Origin of the sequence: Taibaiella helva (assembly GCF_003545695.1) — a bacterium.
In the GTDB taxonomy this organism is placed as follows: Bacteria; Bacteroidota; Bacteroidia; order Chitinophagales; family Chitinophagaceae; genus Taibaiella; species Taibaiella helva.
Genome location: NZ_QUZZ01000017.1, coordinates 42,117 through 60,768, shown reverse-complemented (window position 1 = coordinate 60,768; position 18,652 = coordinate 42,117). Strand labels below are relative to the sequence as shown.

Sequence of the window (18,652 nt, the reverse complement as noted above, 5' to 3'; positions counted from 1 at the left end):
CCGTGTCTTGCAGTTAGTAGAACGATGCCGTCTCCTGGAAAACAGGACCGGCAATATCCCGGAATAAGGGTAAGCGGCGCTCCGGTTGTCTGACTAAAAGGAATAAGTATTTTCAGAAAGTATCGGAATGTATTGATGAATGGATTTGGTATTTGGCTCCTGCTGGCAGGGCTGTTGACCGGGCACAGCCTTAGGGCGCAGGAAAGGATCAGTGGACAGGTAAAGGACAGTAAGACCGGGGCGCCGCTCTCTTTTGTAACCGTAAGCCTTCCCGGTACGACCATCGGCGATCTGACCGATGATAACGGTCGCTTCATACTGGAGGCGGGTAGCCCTGCTGACAGCCTGCGGGTATCCCTGCTCGGGTATAAGGAGCTTATCTTTTCGCTGGCCGGAAAGTCGCGTCAGGCGCTCGACATCCTGCTCGAAGAGCAAGGCACTACCCTGGCGGAGGTATCGGTCAGCGGTGCAAAGGAAAAGTACCGTAACCGGGACAACCCGGCGGTGGCGCTGATCCGTAAGGTGATCGATCATAAGGACCGCAATTACAACCCCGGCCCCGGGCCGCTTTCCTATACCCGCTATGAAAAGCTGCAGGTCTCTTTTCTCCGCGACCGGAGCAGCCGGAAGCCGGACCGGAAAAATACGCTTGGCGCTTACCTGTACCGGAATGCCGATACCACCAAGGTCCCGGGTAAAGCGGTGCTGCCCGTATTTGTTCATGAAAAGGCCAGCCGCTATATCCGCGATACGCTTACAGGTCGCTCCCAAACGCTTCCGCTGGATGAACGGAAAGCCACACTTAATGGTATTGTCGACGATAATGGATTGGAAGCCTACCTGGACAAGATCTACAGCAGCACGGATATCTACGACAACAACATCCTCCTCGGCGATCAGCAGCTGCTGAGCCCCATCGCTGGTATGGCGCCTTCTTTTTACAAATACTATATTACCGATACGCTTAAGGACAAGCGCCCCTGGCTGGTCCGGCTCGAATTCTATCCAAGGAATAAAACCGACCTGCTGTTTAAAGGAACCCTGCTGATCCGCCTGGACAGCAGCTATGCGGTATCGAAAGCAGAAATGACCGTCAACCGGAACATCAACCTCAACTGGGTAAAGGACCTTAAGATAACATTGAACTACCAGCGCAGCGATGCAGGTAACGACTACCTGAAGCAAAGCAGCCTGGGCATGGAAATGTATGTCTTTTCGCAGAAGAAGGGACTCTATGGCGAAAGGACCGTTTCTCTTTCAGATTACCAGCACAGGCTACCTCCACTGGATAGCCTGCCCGCAGCGCAACAGGGGAAAGAAATATTGAGCGATGAGGAATGGGCCAGGTTGCGCCCGGTAGCGCTAAGCCCTGCGGAAGCCGATGTTGCGGCACATCTGGACACTTTGAAACGGCTTCCGGCCTTTAAGCGCGCGACCAATCTCCTTACCCTGGCCCTTTCCGGCTATGAGGTGCTTGGCCCCCTTGAAATAGGACCAGTGGGCTCCTTCTATAGCTTCAATCCCGTAGAGGGCTTCCGGCTGAAGCTGGGCGGGCGTACTACGGTTGACTTTAGCAGGAAGTTCATGCTGGAAGGCCACCTGGCTTACGGCTTCCGGGATAAGCGCTGGAAATACAATGCCGGTGTTACTTATTCACTTACCGACCGTTCGGTATTTGAATTTCCCGTACGGTCGCTGAGCCTGCGCCACAGCTATGAAACCCAGATACCCGGCCAGGACCTGGCTTTCGTGGAGGAAGATAATTTCCTGCTCTCCTTTAAACGGGGGAAGAATGATAAGTGGCTGTACAACCGCAAATGGAATATCGAATACTTCCATGAGACCCGCGAGCATCTTTCCTTCCGTGCCGGCTTTACTTATAGCGTGCAAACACCTGCCGGCGGTCTTATTTACCGTACGGGACAAGGCAGCCCCTCAGCTTTCCGCAGGGAGCTTACCCTCTTCGAGCTGAGCGGGGAGCTGCGCTGGGCGCCGCATGAGCAGTTCTACCAGGGAAAGAAATTCAGGCGACCGGTATTCAACGCCTACCCCATTTTTACCCTGAGGGGTACGATCGGTATCAAAGGCTTGCTGAACGCCGATTACAGCTATCAAAGCCTTACGCTCAACATCTTCAAACGCTTCTATCTTTCCCAGCTGGGCTACTCGGATGTGGTGCTGGAAGGCGGCCGCATATGGGGACATGTCCCTTTCCCGCTCCTGTATATTCATAAGGCCAACCAGACCTATGCTTACCAGCTACAGTCGTACAACCTGATGAACTTTATGGAATTTGTGAGCGACCGCTATATCAGTCTCAATATCGATCATTCTTTCAACGGTTTTTTCCTGAATAAGATACCCCTGCTCAATAAGCTGCAGCTGCGGGAAGCTGCTTCCTTCAAAGCCTTATACGGCACGGTCGGCAGCGACAACCTGCCGGAACGTAGACCTACCGGGCTTTTCGATTTCCCGGTCGACACCCGTGGCCGCCGCTGTATGCATACCCTCGACCGCGGGCCCTATATCGAGGCCAGCCTGGGAATTTCCAATATTTTTAAGGTCCTGCGTGTGGATGTCGTGCGGCGGTTCACTTACCTCGATCTCCCCGGAACCACCGGCTGGGGGGTGCGGGGCCGTATCGTGCTGGCACTTTAGCGGAACAGCTCAAAGCCATGCTGCGCATCGGTCCAGAAGGCATCCAGGGCCATCATCCTGGGCTTGAAAAAAGAGATCAGCGCCGGCCAGTCTCCCTGCCTGAAAATGCTTACACCTTCCATGCAGGTACCAATGCGGCTGACGACCCTGCCCTGCCCGTTATCGACCGTATTATCCCATCGCCATACTTCCTCCGTATGCGCTTCCAGCATGCTGCGCAAAGCACGGAATTGTTCCAGCATCAGCTCCCGTATGCCGGCATCGGGAGCTGATAGCTCGATCGCAATGCAAGCCTTATCGGGGCCGGCTTCCATGCGGAATTGCAGGTGCCGGATACCGGTACGGTAATTGATCCAGTTGATTTTAAGGCCTTCGGCCGACAGCTGCAGGGCCATATACTGGCCAAATGCTGTCCAGAAGGCTTCCCTGATCGCTGATGCTTCCGCTTTCGAATACAAATGCTTTCTTTTAAAGGGGGCAAAGGTACCACTATTCCGGTAGTGCCCGCGTCTCCGGAAAGGCAGCATATGGTTCACGTCGAGCGGGAAACTGTCGTACTTCCTGTAGCGCTCCAGGTATCTGCCGGCATCGACAGGCTGCTCTTCCGGTATGACTTTCTTCGCCGGGAAGGAAAGATCACGGTATTGTCTTTAAGCGCATCGCAGAGATCATTTTTGTGTGTTTGCATTGTTCCTGGAATCAGAGAACAAAGCTCGTCTGATCAGTGACCGGAACCTTTACAAATGTTGAGAAAAACAGGAAGCTTTCCTCCGGGAACAACGCATTGTCGTCCGGTCTTTTCCCGAGCTGTTCGGTGTGGCGCTATGGCTGCAAACAATAAGCATATCCCGGATGCAGCATGCTTAGCTTCGCTGTTGCCGGAGACGGCTTCTCCGGGGCGGCGAATAGCCGGAAAGTCTTGTGCTACCTGTTTTCCGGGAGATTAGCTGTCTGCCGGACTGCTGTTGTGTTTTTTTGCTTTTCGACCGGAACCGGCCCAACCTTTACCCTTTCATAAAAGTCTTCTATAGCATTCCTTCGATATAGTACTGATGACCATTTCATCTGTCTCATTAACGGACATCATGCAATAGAAAGTTCTTTTTTCACTGGGGGCCGGTCCGGTTGCAGAACACCGCAACCGGACCTAAATTTCCGGCCCCGGAAGCGGAACAACGGAAGCAGGCGCTAGCAAAGGACATTGAGAGAAAACAGCAATCACAAAGGCGTACAATAAATCGGAAACAGTAGCTGAGCAGTAGTCCCGGGTGCCGGTTCTGGCACCTGTAAAGAAGATTAAAGACATTAAGACCGGATATTTATGGCAACAGAAATGGCGATGTACAGCATGTATCATGCTGACACATCAGGCCGTCACCTGCCCGCAGAGGGCAGCCGGCTGATCGATTTTAAAACACCCTGCACTCCGGGCATTGTCGGCATTGCCGGCCCCGGACAAACCGTATGGAAGCAGTTTGCCGCTGATAACAGCAGCAGCCGGTGCTTTACGATCTTCTTCATGCAGGGCAATAACCCGCTCTTTATTCCTCCTGTAGATATGCCCGGAGGATACCATGGCCATCTCTTCACCGATAAGCCCCGGTACAAGATCGTACCCGGAGCCGTACAGACCCAGCCGCTGGTATATGCCAGCCTTGAACGTCCCGAAGCGGTCTTCCGGCTGCTTAACGAACAGTATGGCGTAGTGCCCCAGGTCCAGTATTATGGTAACAGCTATGCATCGCTGCAGCTTGCCGGAACGCCGGAGCTGGAGTATGTTTATTATTACCTGGGCAAAATGCAGGCGGAGCAGGCTAAAGAAGAGCATGTCGCCTTGCTGGTACAGGACCTTGTGCGCATATTGCTCGATACGCTTAGCGGCCAGAGTCGCAGCAAGCCCCTGGATAAGCGGATGGTCCGTAATCATTCCGGTACTATCGAACGGGCGAAGAGCTACATTTTCGAACATTTCACAGAGGACATTTCCCTGGCCGACCTTTCCCGGCACTGTTACGCCAGCCCTTTTCATTTCAGCAGGATATTCAAGCAGTTCAGCGCCTGCGCGCCGCACCAGTATATCCAGGCGCTACGGCTAAAGCATGCGGAGCTGCTGCTGCGCACTACCGACCTGCCGATCGCGGAGATCAGCGTGCTTAGCGGCTTTCGCCGGACGGATTATTTTTCAGCGGCATTCAAGAAGCGGTATAAGACGGCGCCTTCAGGTTTTAAAAGGCTTCCTGTTTTCGCATAAGCATGGCGTAGCTTACTCTGCCGGGGCAGCAGCCAGGGGCAGGGTAAACTGGAAAACAGAGCCTTTGCCGGGTATGCTTGATACCGTAAGATGGCCGTGGTGGCGGTCGATAATTTCCTTGCTCAGGTACAGGCCCAGTCCCAGGCCCGGAATATCGTTGGTCCCTTCCGCCCGGTAAAAACGCGTAAAGATCTTCTTCTGCTGGTCTTCGTTCAGGCCGATGCCTTCGTCCCTTACGGCAAGAGCAGCCCGGCCCTCGCTGTCCTGCAGGCTTACATAAATCTTGTCGGCATGAGGTGAGTATTTGATCGCATTGGTGACCAGGTTGATGATCACCTGCTCGATACGCTGCCGGTCGGCATTGATCCAGACCGCATCGCCTTTGTCGTCATAGACAATGCGATGGCTCTGGACAGTATGGTGAAAGGTATCGAGGTTGTCGCGAAGCAATTGCCTCAGATCGAAGGTTTCGCAATGGAACCGTAGCTTACCGGCTTCTATTTTGGAAACATCCAGCAGGTCGGTGATCAGCACGTTCAGCTTCTCTACCTGGTTAATAAGCTTGTCGATGAAAAGCTTGCTTATTCCTTCCTGGTTGCTTCTGTTCAGGATCTGCAGGTAGCCTTTGATTGAAGTAAGGGGCGTTTTGAGCTCGTGGCTCGCCAGCGCAATGAATTCATCTTTTTTAGCGCTCACGCTTTTCAGTTCTTCGAAAAGCCGGGAGTTGTCGAGCGCGGCCGCAGCCTGTGAGGCAATGCTGCTGACAATATCTTCATGCTCTTCGCTGAAAATACCGGGTTGTGGATGGCCAAGGAATAAGCCACCGATCACTTCGCCGGATACCGAAACCACGGGTACGGCCAGGTAGCTGACAACAGGTAAATGTCCTTCAGGCTTTCCGAAATACGGAGGGTTGTGGCCGTAACGCGAGTCCTGGGTAATGTCGTCGGATCGCACGATACCTTCCCCGCTAAAGGTCGGATGAAATACCTCGGTGTTCCGGGGCATACCCAGCTTTTCAAAATCAGAACGGTTAGCGCCCGAAAGCGTATAAAGCATAAAAGACTCGCCTTGCTCGTTGACGGTATTGTAAAAGAACGCGCCGTAGGCAGCGCCGGTAATGTGGGTGGTGGCGTCGGTCACCCTCTGAAGCACGGCCTGTACATCCAGCTTTTCCGATATTGTACGCCCGATATCATAAAGCAGCTCCAGCCTGCGGGCCGTTTGTTCGATCATCTTCGTAGCATGCAGTCGCTCCGATACATCCCTGGCGATCTTGGAAGCCCCCGTGATCTTTCCCGAAGGATCTTTAATAGGAGATATGGTAAGCGAGATGGGAATCTCATAACCTTCTTTATGCAGGCGCATCGTCTGGAAGTGGTCGATCCTTTTACCGGCCCTGATGCTGCTGATGATCCGTTCTTCCTCATCCTGCAGCGCTTCGGGAATCAAAATGCTGATATGTTTGCCCAGCACTTCTTCCTCCCGGTAACCGAAGATCTTCTGGGCGCCCTTATTCCAGCTCATGATCATGCCGTTCAGGTCTTTACTGATGATCGCATCGTCGGAAGATTCAACAATAGCGGATAGCATGGCCTGCTTTTCTTCGCCGCTCTTTTGCCCGCTGACATCGATCAATGTAAAGCTGGCTGTCGCCTCTTCGTGTTCCGCTCCGGCAATGAGGGCGGGATAGACCTGAAGATGGCGGATCCGGCCATCCCTGCCCTTCACAATCAGCTCGGCAGGTCCCGGTTCCGGTTCTTTTAAGGCTTTCATGACCGGGCTGTTTTCGGGTGGCATCGTTTGCCCGCCGGGATAGAACAATTGCCAGGCATGGTGCCAGGTATCTTTCCCGGTACGCGGCTCATCTCCCCAAAGCCTGGCGGCAGCCTCATTATAAAAGGTCAGGATCCCCTTTTTATTACAGGTAAATATCGGTACAGGCAGGCCTTTCACCAGTTTGCCAAAATGGATATCGTTCTTTTCGGAAGCAGAAGCAGGACCGGAAGCAGTGTTAAAGCGCATAATTTAAGTTCGGTATCAGTTACAACAGCGGCAGATGGCATGCGCCATTTAAGCCGTTAAGGTATAACAATAATACCGGCAGCGATGTTCGGCAGTATAAAATCGCTGCAGAGCAGAAGGTAATACCGGTGGCTACCAGGGCCAGTAGCTGCAGATCAGGATCGCGGTAACAATACCCACCAGGTCGGCAAGCAGCATGGAGCCGATCGCGTAGCGGGTATTCTTAACCCCTACGGCGCCGAAATAAACGGCAATCACATAAAAAGTCGTGTCTGAGCTTCCCTGGAACACGCAGCTCAGCCGGCCGGCGAAGGAATCGGCGCCGAATACTTTCATTGTGTCCACCATCATACCCCGGGCGCCGCTGCCGCTCAGCGGCTTGATCAGGGCGGTGGGCAAAGCATCTACGATATCGATATTCAGGTGCAGCGCAGTAAATATATATTTCAGCCCACCGGTAACCAGGTCGAATACACCGCTGGTCCGCAGCATACTGATGGCCACCAGCATACCTACCAGGTAGGGAATGATCTTTACTGAAGTTTCAAAGCCGCCTTTGGCCCCTTCGACAAAGGCATCAAACACATTGATCTTTTTATACAGGGCTCCGAAGACGATCAGCAGGAAAATAAGCAGGATAAGACCATTGCTCAGTACGGCGGAAAAACCTTCCATCTGCTCCCGGTCCAGCCGGCTCAGGTACCAGATAAGGGCGGCAATAAGTGCCGAGATGCCACCGATCCATCCGATGATCACCGGCTGGAAGAGATTGATCTTCTGGCGCAACGCTACGATCGTCATCGCGGCCAGCGTGGCAACAAAGGTCGCGATCATGCAAGGCAGGAAGATATCGGTGGGGTTGGCCGCGCTCAGCCTGGCTCTTAAGGCTATGATGGAAACCGGTATCAGCGTAAGCCCTGCGGCATGCAGACAAAGGAACATGATCTGTGCATCGGTTGCCTTGCTCTTGTCGGGATTGAGCTCCTGCAGGCTTTCCATGGCTTTAATGCCGAAAGGAGTAGCGGCATTGTCCAGCCCCAGCAGGTTGGCCGAAAAGTTCAGCATCATATGTCCCATAGCAGGATGTCCTTTGGGAATGCCGGGAAAAAGCCGCGAGAAAAAAGGGCCTATGATACGTGACAGCAGCCGGATGCCACCTGCATTTTCGGCAATACGCATAAAGCCCATAAATAAGGCCATAATGCCAATGAGGCCGATACAGATCTCGACTGCTGATTTACAGGTGGCCAGGATACCATCGGCCGTTTGCTCCTTATAGGTAATATAGCTGCCGTTGTCCAGCTGCCGGATACGCACTTCGCCTTGTTTGTATTCCTGTTTACCATCAAGCTGCTGCAGCACCGTCCGGGGCACATGAGCACTGTCGTAAACCCGGGTCATCGTAGTATCGCCTGCCTTGCCGGTCACCATTTTGCTGTAGATCTGCTGGTGGTCGGACGAAAAGAACAGCTGTGCCGATGCTGCCAGCACGGCAAGGATAATGAACGCGCTCCATATTCTGCTTAAGGCCATAGTCGGGGATGCGGATAAACCGTGGCGAATTTAATCAAATCTTTATGCTTTTCTGCGCTTCCTCAAAGCCCCCTGCAATACGGCTTGCCGAAAGCAGCTATATTTGTGGCAAACAGGACAGGTCTATGGAACCGGATTATCGCTTTATCAGGATACGGGCCGGAGCTTCAGCAAAGCGGAAGAGAGCCGGATGTTCGGCAAGCCTTGCTTTAAAACAGGAGGGAAAGCCTTTATCTGCTTTTACCAGAAAAGCATGGTGTTCAAGCTGCCGCTTGCGGCACATCAGAAAGCAATGGCGCTGGACGGGGCCGTGCTGTTCGACCCTTCGGGAAAAGGCCGTGCAATGAAGGAATGGGTACAGCTGTCCTACGATCATCATCAATACTGGCCGGAGCTGGCGCAGGCGGCCTTCGATTATGCCGGTGGCAGCGCTTAACCCCGAGTCTGTTTGCCCTTTCGGTTCAGGAAAGTATAGCTTATGATTTACCTTTATCCAGGGTAAAGCCAAAAGAAGAGCCCACGCCTACTTTGCTGCGTACGGTAATAGTCTGGCCATGGGCTTCTATGATGTGCTTGACGATGGCCAGGCCCAGGCCTGTACCGCCGATCTCCCGGCTACGGCTGCGGTCGGCGCGGTAAAAACGCTCGAAGATGCGGGAAAGGTGGTGCTCGGCGATACCCGGCCCGTCGTCGGAAACTTCGATATAAATACGTCCGCCATCCATCTGGTAAAAGCCTGTCGTGATTGTTCCGCCTTCATTACCGTATTTCAGCGCATTCTCCACGAGGTTCACCACCACCTGCTTTACTTTCTGCTTATCGGCATATACGGTGATCGCGGCTTCAGTGCCTTTTTTTACCTGCATATCGATGCCACGGTCCCGTGCTTTCAGCATCATTTCCTCATACACATCCTTTACCAGCTCCTGGATCACGAAAGATTCCTGCACGATCGGTATTTTGCCCGATTCCAGCTTGCTGATCTGGTCGAGGTCATCGGCCAGCTGCACCAGGCGCTGTATCCCTTTCGTCGCATTGCTGAGGAATTTCCGGTTCACTGCCGGGTCGTCGATGGCGCCGTTCAATAAGGTATGCACATAGCCTTGTACGGTAAAGATAGGCGTGCGCAGCTCGTGAGCAAGGTTCATCAGGAACTCTTTACGGAATTGCTCGTTCTTCTGCAGTATCTCGATCTCATCTCTTTTTTCGATCGCCCAGCGTTCCACATCCTTCCGCACTTCATCGATGGACTTTTGCGGCAGGATATTCTGGTAAAAGAATTCTTCCCTTTTGGTCGCCTTGGTCTGGTAGATGAATTTATAGATCAGCTTTATTTTACGGTAAATAAAATACTGCAGGGTATAAAAATAAATGGTGTAGGCTACGATAAACGTAAGGGCGAAAGCAATGAGATCGATATACCAGGGCTGCCTTAAGAAGAGGGTGAACAACGTAATAAAAATGGCCAGTATCAACGCGGTGAAAAACGACAGGATCGCCGGCGAAGTATTTTTGGATTGTATTACGGGCAAGGCATTTCGGTTTGGAACAAAAGTAGCTGTAAATTAGGATTATTTTTAGAAGTTGGCATTAAATTTTTGTGTTCAAAATGTTTGTGGCATTATCTTTGTGTATAATTCATTTTCATTCTCTTCCATGTCCGCTTTCAGTCAGAATCCCCGTCCCTGGATCATCCGTGGCGTGTTCGTCGTGTTGGCTGTAATCCTTATAGCCCGGTTGTTCACACTTCAGATCCTGGACGATAAATACAGAGTAATGGCGGAGGGTCAGGCGATCTTTCGTAAGGTAGTCTACCCTGCCCGGGGCGCTATTGTTGACCGTAAAGGCAAGGCCCTGCTGATCAACAATGTCACTTATGATCTGGCCTTTATTCCCAATAAGATCAAAAACCTGGATACGGCACAATTCTGCGCGGTAATGGGTACCGACAAGGCTACTTTCCTGAAGACCATGAAAAAGCTGACGCTCCGCAACGGTTATCAGCGGCAGAGTATTTATGAAGCGGGTCTTTCCCAGGAAAAAAATGCCCGGCTCCAGGAAAACCTCTACCTGTTCGAAGGCTTCGAGCTGCTGGAACGTTCTACCCGTACCTATCCCCTGGGTATCGGCGCTCATATCTTCGGCTATCTGAACGAGGTAAGCGAAAATATGCTTACAAATTCCCGCTATGCATCCTATCGCCAGGGGGACTATGTAGGCCAGAGCGGCCTTGAAAGCCGCTATGAAGAAGTGTTGCGGGGCCAGCGTGGCGTGGAGTACATGGTACGCGATGTGCTGAACCGTCCCAGGGATTCGTATAAGAACGGAAGCCTGGATACGCCTTCAGTAGCAGGCAGGAGCCTGGAATTGTACCTGGATGCCGATCTGCAGGCTTATGGAGAAAAGCTGATGGCCGGCAAGATCGGCAGCGCAATCGCTATCGATCCCAGGACAGGTGGTATCCTCGCCCTGGTTTCTGCACCTTCCTATGATCCCAACCTGTTGTCCGGTTCCACCTTTGCCAAAGGCTATACCGAGCTGAGCAGGAGCTATACCCGTCCCTTATTTAACCGGGCCATTCTGGCGCAGTACCCGCCCGGCTCTACCTTTAAGCCTTTAACCGCGCTGATCGGCCTCGATGTGGGCGTGATCACTCCGTCTTTCGGCTATCCCTGCGGTGGCGGCTATTATGCCTGCGGCCGGCGCATCGGTTGCACCCACTCCGGCGGCGGCCATGCGGCCAACCTGCGCCTGGCGATGGCCAATTCCTGCAACGCCTATTTCTGCGATGTATTCCGCAAGACCGTCGATGCCAAGAAATGGGCCGGCGGAACGCACGAAGGCCTGCAGCGCTGGCACGACTATCTTTCGGCGATGGGGCTGGGCCATCCCCTGGGTATCGATATTCCCGGCGAAAAACCCGGCGGCATTCCCGATTCTTCCTACTTCAACCAGAAATATCATGGCAGCTGGAACTCCTGTACCATGGTGTTTGTGGGTATGGGCCAGGGCGAGGTGGACATGACACCGCTGCAGATGGCCAATGCCATGTGCCTCATCGCCAACCGGGGCTATTATTATATTCCCCACTTCGTGAAAAGCATTGGCGGCAATCCCCGCGACACGGTATTGAAGGACTACCTGGTGAAGCATACGCCCACGCATATTTCCGACAGCGCTTTTGAATCGGTGATCATGGGTATGGAAGATGTGGTGAGCCATGGTACCGGACGGGTAGCCATATTGCCCGGAGTTGAGGTTTGCGGCAAAACGGGAACCGTGGAAAACTACTGGATACTCAACGGGCAGAAGACCAAGCTCGATAACCATTCGGTATTCGTTTGCTTCGCACCGAAGAACGATCCAAAGATCGCTATCGCCGTGGTCGTGCAGAATTCGGGCTACGGGGCCACCTGGGCAGGGCCCATAGCCAGCCTGATGATGGAGAAATACCTGAAGGACTCGATCACGGCCCCAGCCCGCATCGCCCTGCAGGAAAAGATGTTCAAAGCGAATACCGTAAAAAGCTATATCCGTGTGATCGACTCCCTGCAACGGCAAAAAGACCTGCTTCGCGATATGCTGCGCACCGCCGACAAACGCACCCGGGATAGTGTGAAAAAGCAAAGGGATACGATGCTGGTACGGCAGATCATGAAAGACTATTACGACCTGAGTGCCAAACGCGGGCCGGGAACGGACGGCACCATCCGTTTTCAGAACTAGCAAATTTCCTTAAAACGAACGAACAACATGAGCTTAGGCCGCAAACCCCTGACTGCCCGCATTGACTGGCCGGTAATTTATCTCTACCTGGCCCTGGTGGCCATCGGCATAGCCGCCGTATATTCCGTTGAGTATACCAATTTCAGCGATCCCTTTTTTAATATGAGCAAGAGCCATATGAAGCAGATCACCTGGCTTTGTATTTCGCTTGTAGTGGGTATGATCATTGTGCTTACCGACAGTAAGTTCTTTCTTGCTGTTGCTTACCTTTCTTATCTTGTCGGCATATTGCTGCTGCTGGCTACGTTTGCGCTGGGCTCCGAGGTAAAAGGCTCGCACAGCTTTATCAAATTCGGATCGTTCAGCTTTCAGCCCGGTGAGCTATGCAAGATCTTTACAGCACTGGCGCTGGCACGTTTCCTGTCGACGCCCGAAACCAATTTCAAAACACTTAAAGACCGTCTTATTGCCACCGCCATAGTGCTGCTGCCCTGCGCGATCATCATCAAGCAGAATGAAACCGGCCTTGCCCTGGTGTATTTCTCTTTCTTCCTGGCTATGTACCGGGAGGGCCTGCCCAATGCGATCCTGCTGATCGGGTTTTCAGTAGCGGGCCTGCTCATCGGAACCTTGCTGATCGAGCGCCTGCCGCTGTTCATTATCATTACGGCAATACCCCTGCTCATCACCTGGTTGCTGCGCCGCCAGCTGAAACGTAACCGCATCCTCATCGTTGTGATCGCCGGCGCCTGGCTCATTGCCGTGCTGTTCAGCCAGGTCGTGGTGCCTTATGTGTTTAAAAACGTTTTCCAGGGATACCAGACCGAACGTATCTATTCGATGTTGGGCCAGGATGTGCCCCAGGAATACCAGAAGCCCGGCGTTACGCCCAAGAAGGACGCCGACTACAATGTACGGCAATCCAAGATCGCCATCGGCAGCGGTGGCCTGCTGGGCAAAGGCTTTGGTAACGGTACACAGACCAAGTATTCTTTCGTGCCCGAGCAGAACACCGATTTCGTCTTCTGCGGTATCGGCGAGCAGTTCGGCTTTGTGGGCAGTTCGGTATTGGTGCTGCTTTATGTGACCCTGCTGCTGCGCATCGTCTATATCGCCGAGCGGCAACGATCGATGTTCAGCAGGGTCTATGCCTACTGCGTGGCGTCGATCCTCTTCTTCCACCTGGCCATCAACCTCAGCATGACCATGGGGCTGGCGCCGGTAATCGGGATCACCTTGCCCATGCTGAGCTATGGCGGTACCTCGTTGCTTTCTTTCAGCATCCTGCTGTTTATCCTGCTAAGGCTTGATGCCGACCGCCAGGTGCTGATACGGTAAGCGCAAGTAGTGCTTTCAATACTTTTTTAGCGGTATCCTCCCCGGGGATACAGGGGAAATAAAAGGCCAGATATACCGGCAAGGTGTCATGGCTGTTCTGATGGCCCACGGCGGCGCGTTCGTTTTATTCTCTTAACAACTAAATGGCCGGACGGGTGTTAAGAGGAAAGATATGAGCCGGCAGATCTTCCATAAAACCGTAGCTGTTGATGGCGTCGATATTTTTTACCGCGAAGCCGGTGATCCCGGTCATCCGGCATTACTGCTGCTGCACGGCTTTCCCAGCTCTTCCTATATGTTTAAGGGTCTGATGACTGCCCTCTCCGACCGGTATCATCTTGTTGCGCCCGACTATCCCGGATTCGGCTTCAGCGCCTTTCCCGGTAAAAGTAGCTTCGCGTATAGCTTTAAAAATATATCAGCATACATCGGCCGGTTTACTGAAATAATAGGACTAAATGCTTTTACCATCTACCTGCATGATTACGGCTGCCCTATAGGCTTGCATCTATGCATCAACCATCCCCTGAAAATTGAAGCAGTCATTGTCCAGAACGGCAATGCCTACCGGGAAGGCATCGGCCCGCAGTGGGAGGATACGCTGGACTATTGGGCCCATCCGACCGAGGCGAAAAAGAAGAAAGTTGCCGCATTCCTGAGCAAAGAGGGTGTAGAGGCGCAATACACCGCAGGTGTGGCAGAGCAGCTGCTTTCGCGCATCGGTCCAGAAGCCTGGCTGCTCGACTGGGAGCGCATGCGCCGGCCCGGCAATATCGAAATGCAGTTTGCGCTGAACTACGACTACCGGCACAACCTCGACATGTTCCCGGTGTTCCAGCAGTACTTTTGCCAATACCAGCCACCTGCCCTGGTAATATGGGGTCGGTACGATCCCTTTTTCAGCGTAGCTGAAGCGTCCTGCTACCAAAGGGATTTACCCCACGCACAGGTACACATTCTTGAAGGCGCGCACATGTTATTGGAAACGCATTTTGACGAGGTGTTGACACTTATACAGCAGTTCCTCCTGACGGAGGTAATATAGCATCATCCTGCTATCAGCTGTTCTTTTCTTTGGGCTCCCGCAGGCCGGAAAGGTGCCGCGTTCCAACCTTGCTCTATACTTTGTCGTCCGGCCATCGTGCTGTATGGCATAAATCCATTACATTTGAAATGAGTTAAAGTACCGTCATTTTCAAAAGATATTCCTATGGGCAAAGTAGCAGAGATCAAAACCAAAGAGAACGATGCCAGCGTCGAGGCCTTTATTGCCGGCCTGCCCGAGGAACAGAAGCGCCAGGACTGCTATACGTTGCTGAAGCTGATGGAAAAGGCAACGAAAGAAAAGCCCAGGATGTGGGGCGCCTCCCTGATCGGCTTCGGTAACCTGAGGTACAAAAGCCCTACCTCCGGCCGCGAGGTGGATTGGTTCAGGATAGGCTTCTCACCGCGGAAGGCTAACCTTTCCCTATACCTTACCATGGATATCAAAGCACATGCAGAGGTGCTGCAAAAGCTGGGTAAGCACAAAACCGGTGCAGGCTGTCTCTACATCACCAAGCTGGCCGATGTGGATATGAAGGTGCTTGAAGGTATGATCAAAGCAGCGGCGCAGAAGAAGATAAGCTGATAACCTTTGCTGTTTCCTGCCCGCGATAGTACAGAATAGTAAAGCAATAGCCCCGGCACTGCGCCGGGGCTATCTCTATAAATGGCTAAACCGCTTACCTATTGCTTTACCGTTTTCAGGCTCTGGCGCAGGCTGGTCGTCTGGTTGAGTATATCCAGGAAGTAAACGCCTGGCTTCAGCGGACCGGCAATTTCCTGCAGGCCGGCGTTGAGCTCATTCAAGGTTCCGGACCTGTTATAAAGCACTCTGCCGCTGATATCCGTTACATACAAGATATAAGTATGGTTAAGATTACCTTTCAGCTGCAGGGTGCTGGTAAAGGGGTTGGGATTGGCGCTCACCGTTTCTATAACCGGTCCGCCGGTAACCGGAACTTCATGCCGGAAAGTGGTAGCCAGCCAGGGTACCAGCTTGAAGCGCATTTCATATCCTGATGGTGAAGCAAACATGGGATAGACCGCAAACAAATTGTTGTTCATATCATTCTGCTTGGAGAAGCACAGCGTCGGCGTACCGCTGTAATTGGTCGTATTGGCGACCACTTTATAGGCATTGGGCGGTGTGATATAAGAACCGTTGATCCGGCGCTCTACAGCCACATAGCCCGGCTGGGGTGTGGCGGTGAAATTGGTATACCATCCGTAATGGATGCTCTGCGCGTCGGCGCTGTAAGCGATGGTAGGGGTTTGCCCTTTAATATTCCCCGAGAGGTTCATCAGTACCGGCGCGCTGGCATTGTATTTGCTGATGCTCATAATGTCCCCGTTGGTTGCGGCATAGACATAAGACCATACATCGGAGCCCGGCGGATTGTCGTCGGGCGAATCAATATGCATCCAGTTAGAAGCGACAGGATTATGATTGAGCTGGTTGCCCAGGGCGGGATAGATACCCGTCTGTACATAATCGGTTGCTATAGACACAGTGCCTACCAGCAGGTCGTTGAACAGGCCGTGGATCACGCGGATATTGCCTGAAGCCGGGTCAACATAGGCAACGCGCACCTTCAGGTCGCCGTAATGGCTAAAGGCTACATCAGGAATAACGCCGTTGGAAGCAATTTGCAGCGTGCTGCCTGCCTGTAGAAAACCACCGCCCGTATTGAATACCTTAACGAAAATATCATTATTGCCGTCTTGCCAGGTAACTGCGGCGCCATACAGCTTGTGCACGTCGAGGCTGATGCGGGAGTAGATGGCGTTCGTGGTCAGCGGGTATGAAGCATACAGCGAAATCGTTCCGCCGGCGACATTCCAGGTCCAGAAGTCTACAAAATGTCCCGTATTGACCTTGTAATAGCTGGCCACAATAAACACTGTACTGTTTACTGTGATGAGCCCGACCTCGAGATCGCTTACGTCGGTATAAGGCTGGTAGCCCTGGCTGATCAGCACATCTGCAGTGGTATTTCTCCTGAAGGCAAAGCCTCCGGCGATCGGCTGTGTGCAGCTCCAGGAATACACATAGAGGTTATCGCCGTTAAGATTGCCGTAGGAATTGCAGGAAGTGTGGAAAGTACGGCTGACAGCGTTCATCGGCCCGGTGGGATAGGTAACCTCGGGAAAGGAGAACGATGGCGGGATAAAGGTTTGCGCCTGCGTGGCGAAGGTGCCCAGTAAAGCACAGCAGAGGCTCATAATGGTTTTTTTCATAGTTTATCTGTTTAATTGATTGGTGAATCGAACAGGATCTTTCCAAGGAAGAGATTGGAAAAGGGTTTGGTTTCATAAAGCAAAGTAAATATAGTTAATTTAATCTATAATTACAATATGACTGGAAAAATTTTCGGTACGAAGGCGCCGCGCGCTGCCAGGTTCAGAATCGTACATGGCGCGTTTACAGCTGGCCGGGGCATTAGCCGTAAACACGCCATGGCCACTAGCATGGCTGCCGGAAGAGTATTGCGTCTGAAGCTCAGATTTTCCCTTGTACCTGTTTCAAACGTATCCCTTTTGCGTCATACCGGAACAGCAAACCAGCGATAAGGTACAGACCTGCAAAGAAGCCGCCCACACCGAATATTTCTGCTACGGAGCTGCCGGGATACCGGTGCGCACCAACCAGGAAGGCAATGATAGCGAAACCTACCAGCCCGCCGGATGCGGCGTACATGGTACGTTCCATACCCTCCGCTTTAAGGCGGGAAAGAACACAGCCCGCAATGACCGCCAGCGCCACACCGGCATACATCAGGTTGGCGGCATTGGGTCCGCTGCCGATAAGACCTACTGCCAGGTTAGCCAAGATCATCAGGAAAGTCGTACACAAAGCCAGGCCGGCAGCGATACGGTACAGGATATTGGGGCCTTTTTGTATCAGGAATACCAATGCCAGTCCTGTTGTAAAGACCAGCACGCCCATTGCCAGGAAGTCGGCCGGGCGCCAGTTTACTTCCGCAGTAAATTGCATAGCGATCAAAGGCATCATTAATACGAGGCCGGTGGCCAGGGCTGCGGCCAGGACCGACCGGTATTCTTTCCCTTGCTTTTTCATGTTTATCGGTTTTAGTGAAGTAATGTTTGTTTATGCAAAAGTACTTTGTATTTCAAAGTAAACAAAAAAAATTACAGCTACTTTTAGATCAAGCGGAAAATCTGGGGGATTACAGGAAGTGTATGGGATGAGGTTATGAGGACATCAATTATTGCGAAAGGACAAGACAGCGTGGTCCGGTCACCAACCGCCTATACTCAAACCTTCCCGATCCCATAGGACCGGCAAGATTTGCAGATGATCCTATATCTATCCGCGTTACAGGGCTCCGTAGGAGCCGAACGTTTGTAGCATCTATGAACAAACATAAATTGCTCCGCAGGAGCAAAACCAGAGCAGCTAAGAAGAATATACATCCAACCGCCGGTCAGGTCGCTATGCGTCCCGACCCAGGTCATGCAGCTGCGGTACAAGCTGACCCATAAGTGGTGGCGTGTTCCATCCTTTGGGTTCTGAAGCGACACCCCGGATTTTCACCAGGACACACCTATATTGTATTCCCAACTTTTTACGCTTGATCCTAATTTCCAGCATGTTTTACCGGCCAAGGTAGCCGCAAAACAAAACGGCTGCCCCGGTGAACAGGGCAGCCATGTATACAACAATATAGTTCTTATTTTTTGTTCTTATTTTTTATCCTGGCGGGCAGCAACGGTGAGCTCGTAGTTGGAAGCATCGGATCCTTTCCAGTGCACTTCGCGGCCTTCCACCACACCTTTACCGGAACGCTTACCACCGGCAATAGCTTTATCTACATAGCGAATGATCTTGTTGTAATCGGTTTTGTCGGGAGAATCAGGAGGGCTGACAAATTCAGCTGTCGTTTCCCCTGGACCTTTACAGCTCATTTCGGTGTTGCCTTCAGCGTCGGTACGCTGATCGATCTTATCGAAGCCCTTTGCGCCTCCGTTCTTTTTGGTCAGGTGAAAATAGCCTTCGGCCTGTGCGGCAAATGAGCAGCCAAACAGCGCAATGGCCAACATAATTTTTTTCATAGA

15 protein-coding genes are annotated in these 18,652 nt (G+C 52.4%); 7 read left to right on the top strand and 8 right to left on the bottom strand.

What is annotated here, in order from left to right; translation table 11 throughout:
• The first annotated feature begins 135 nt into the window (after positions 1–135).
• Positions 136–2,658 carry a DUF5686 and carboxypeptidase-like regulatory domain-containing protein gene (locus DZC79_RS20015; RefSeq protein WP_118953401.1) on the top strand — a complete coding sequence of 841 codons (2,523 nt, stop codon included), beginning with the start codon at positions 136–138 and terminating at the stop codon, positions 2,656–2,658.
• Here the strand turns inward: DZC79_RS20015 and DZC79_RS20010 are convergent.
• Complete coding sequence (locus DZC79_RS20010) at positions 2,655–3,116, bottom strand: DUF4268 domain-containing protein (protein WP_198666966.1); 462 nt, start codon at positions 3,114–3,116, stop codon at positions 2,655–2,657. The two genes, DZC79_RS20015 and DZC79_RS20010, sit on opposite strands and share 4 nt — an antisense overlap.
• 74 nt (positions 3,117–3,190) lie before the next feature.
• Positions 3,191–3,346 carry a hypothetical protein gene (locus DZC79_RS21390; protein ID WP_157977297.1) on the bottom strand — a complete coding sequence of 52 codons (156 nt, stop codon included), beginning with the start codon at positions 3,344–3,346 and terminating at the stop codon, positions 3,191–3,193.
• A gap of 633 nt (positions 3,347–3,979) precedes the next feature.
• On the opposite strand from DZC79_RS21390, the gene DZC79_RS20005 reads away from it, so the two are divergent.
• Complete coding sequence (locus DZC79_RS20005; RefSeq protein ID WP_118953399.1) at positions 3,980–4,909, top strand: AraC family transcriptional regulator; 930 nt, start codon at positions 3,980–3,982, stop codon at positions 4,907–4,909.
• A 12-nt stretch (positions 4,910–4,921) separates the two neighbouring features.
• On the opposite strand, the gene DZC79_RS20000 is transcribed toward DZC79_RS20005, so the two are convergent.
• Together DZC79_RS20000 and DZC79_RS19995 are read right to left on the bottom strand one after the other, a co-directional pair.
• The gene (locus tag DZC79_RS20000; RefSeq protein WP_118953398.1) at positions 4,922–6,934 is read right to left on the bottom strand and encodes a PAS domain-containing sensor histidine kinase; all 2,013 of its coding nucleotides are present in this window, start codon (positions 6,932–6,934) and stop codon (positions 4,922–4,924) included.
• Between the two features lie 132 nt (positions 6,935–7,066).
• Entirely contained in the window at positions 7,067–8,467 is a 1,401-nt protein-coding gene (locus DZC79_RS19995; protein ID WP_118953397.1) for a nucleoside recognition domain-containing protein, read from the bottom strand.
• A 103-nt stretch (positions 8,468–8,570) separates the two neighbouring features.
• Between DZC79_RS19995 and DZC79_RS19990 the strand changes: the two genes are divergently transcribed.
• The gene (locus DZC79_RS19990; protein WP_118953396.1) at positions 8,571–8,903 is read left to right on the top strand and encodes a hypothetical protein; all 333 of its coding nucleotides are present in this window, start codon (positions 8,571–8,573) and stop codon (positions 8,901–8,903) included.
• Positions 8,904–8,943: 40 nt separating this feature from the next.
• On the opposite strand, the gene DZC79_RS19985 is transcribed toward DZC79_RS19990, so the two are convergent.
• The gene (locus DZC79_RS19985) at positions 8,944–9,999 is read right to left on the bottom strand and encodes a sensor histidine kinase (RefSeq protein WP_118953395.1); all 1,056 of its coding nucleotides are present in this window, start codon (positions 9,997–9,999) and stop codon (positions 8,944–8,946) included.
• 124 nt (positions 10,000–10,123) lie between these two features.
• Between DZC79_RS19985 and mrdA the strand changes: the two genes are divergently transcribed.
• The 4 genes from mrdA to DZC79_RS19965 all read left to right on the top strand — a co-directional run bounded on the left by mrdA (position 10,124) and on the right by DZC79_RS19965 (position 15,161).
• Positions 10,124–12,193: a penicillin-binding protein 2 gene (gene mrdA / locus DZC79_RS19980; protein ID WP_118953394.1), complete on the top strand. Its 2,070-nt coding sequence runs from the start codon at positions 10,124–10,126 to the stop codon at positions 12,191–12,193.
• A gap of 27 nt (positions 12,194–12,220) precedes the next feature.
• Entirely contained in the window at positions 12,221–13,531 is a 1,311-nt protein-coding gene (gene rodA / locus DZC79_RS19975) for a rod shape-determining protein RodA (protein WP_118953393.1), read from the top strand.
• A gap of 172 nt (positions 13,532–13,703) precedes the next feature.
• Positions 13,704–14,576 (top strand): alpha/beta fold hydrolase, encoded by an 873-nt coding sequence (locus tag DZC79_RS19970; RefSeq protein ID WP_118953392.1) that lies wholly within the window; start codon positions 13,704–13,706, stop codon positions 14,574–14,576.
• 165 nt (positions 14,577–14,741) lie between these two features.
• On the top strand, positions 14,742–15,161 hold the full coding sequence (locus tag DZC79_RS19965; RefSeq protein WP_118953391.1) for a DUF1801 domain-containing protein: 420 nt from the start codon (positions 14,742–14,744) through the stop codon (positions 15,159–15,161).
• Between the two features lie 98 nt (positions 15,162–15,259).
• Here DZC79_RS19965 and DZC79_RS19960 read toward each other — a convergent pair whose 3' ends face one another.
• From DZC79_RS19960 to DZC79_RS19950, 3 genes are all read right to left on the bottom strand, one after another.
• Positions 15,260–16,813 carry a T9SS type A sorting domain-containing protein gene (locus DZC79_RS19960; protein WP_118953390.1) on the bottom strand — a complete coding sequence of 518 codons (1,554 nt, stop codon included), beginning with the start codon at positions 16,811–16,813 and terminating at the stop codon, positions 15,260–15,262.
• A 262-nt stretch (positions 16,814–17,075) separates the two neighbouring features.
• Entirely contained in the window at positions 17,076–17,654 is a 579-nt protein-coding gene (locus DZC79_RS19955; protein WP_118953389.1) for a hypothetical protein, read from the bottom strand.
• A 626-nt stretch (positions 17,655–18,280) separates the two neighbouring features.
• The gene (locus tag DZC79_RS19950; protein ID WP_118953388.1) at positions 18,281–18,649 is read right to left on the bottom strand and encodes a hypothetical protein; all 369 of its coding nucleotides are present in this window, start codon (positions 18,647–18,649) and stop codon (positions 18,281–18,283) included.
• Between the last annotated feature and the right edge of the window lie 3 nt (positions 18,650–18,652).

Excerpts from the sequence above, each read along its gene's own strand:
- DZC79_RS20015 (WP_118953401.1), top strand. The coding sequence starts at position 136 with ATGAATGGATTTGGTATTTGGCTCCTGCTGGCAGGGCTGTTGACCGGG.
- DZC79_RS21390 (WP_157977297.1), bottom strand. The coding sequence starts at position 3,346 with ATGCAAACACACAAAAATGATCTCTGCGATGCGCTTAAAGACAATACC.
- DZC79_RS20005 (WP_118953399.1), top strand. The coding sequence starts at position 3,980 with ATGGCAACAGAAATGGCGATGTACAGCATGTATCATGCTGACACATCA.
- DZC79_RS20000 (WP_118953398.1), bottom strand. The coding sequence starts at position 6,934 with ATGCGCTTTAACACTGCTTCCGGTCCTGCTTCTGCTTCCGAAAAGAAC.
- DZC79_RS19995 (WP_118953397.1), bottom strand. The coding sequence starts at position 8,467 with ATGGCCTTAAGCAGAATATGGAGCGCGTTCATTATCCTTGCCGTGCTG.
- mrdA (WP_118953394.1), top strand. The coding sequence starts at position 10,124 with ATGTCCGCTTTCAGTCAGAATCCCCGTCCCTGGATCATCCGTGGCGTG.
- rodA (WP_118953393.1), top strand. The coding sequence starts at position 12,221 with ATGAGCTTAGGCCGCAAACCCCTGACTGCCCGCATTGACTGGCCGGTA.
- DZC79_RS19970 (WP_118953392.1), top strand. The coding sequence starts at position 13,704 with ATGAGCCGGCAGATCTTCCATAAAACCGTAGCTGTTGATGGCGTCGAT.
- DZC79_RS19965 (WP_118953391.1), top strand. The coding sequence starts at position 14,742 with ATGGGCAAAGTAGCAGAGATCAAAACCAAAGAGAACGATGCCAGCGTC.
- DZC79_RS19960 (WP_118953390.1), bottom strand. The coding sequence starts at position 16,813 with ATGAAAAAAACCATTATGAGCCTCTGCTGTGCTTTACTGGGCACCTTC.
- DZC79_RS19955 (WP_118953389.1), bottom strand. The coding sequence starts at position 17,654 with ATGAAAAAGCAAGGGAAAGAATACCGGTCGGTCCTGGCCGCAGCCCTG.
- DZC79_RS19950 (WP_118953388.1), bottom strand. The coding sequence starts at position 18,649 with ATGAAAAAAATTATGTTGGCCATTGCGCTGTTTGGCTGCTCATTTGCC.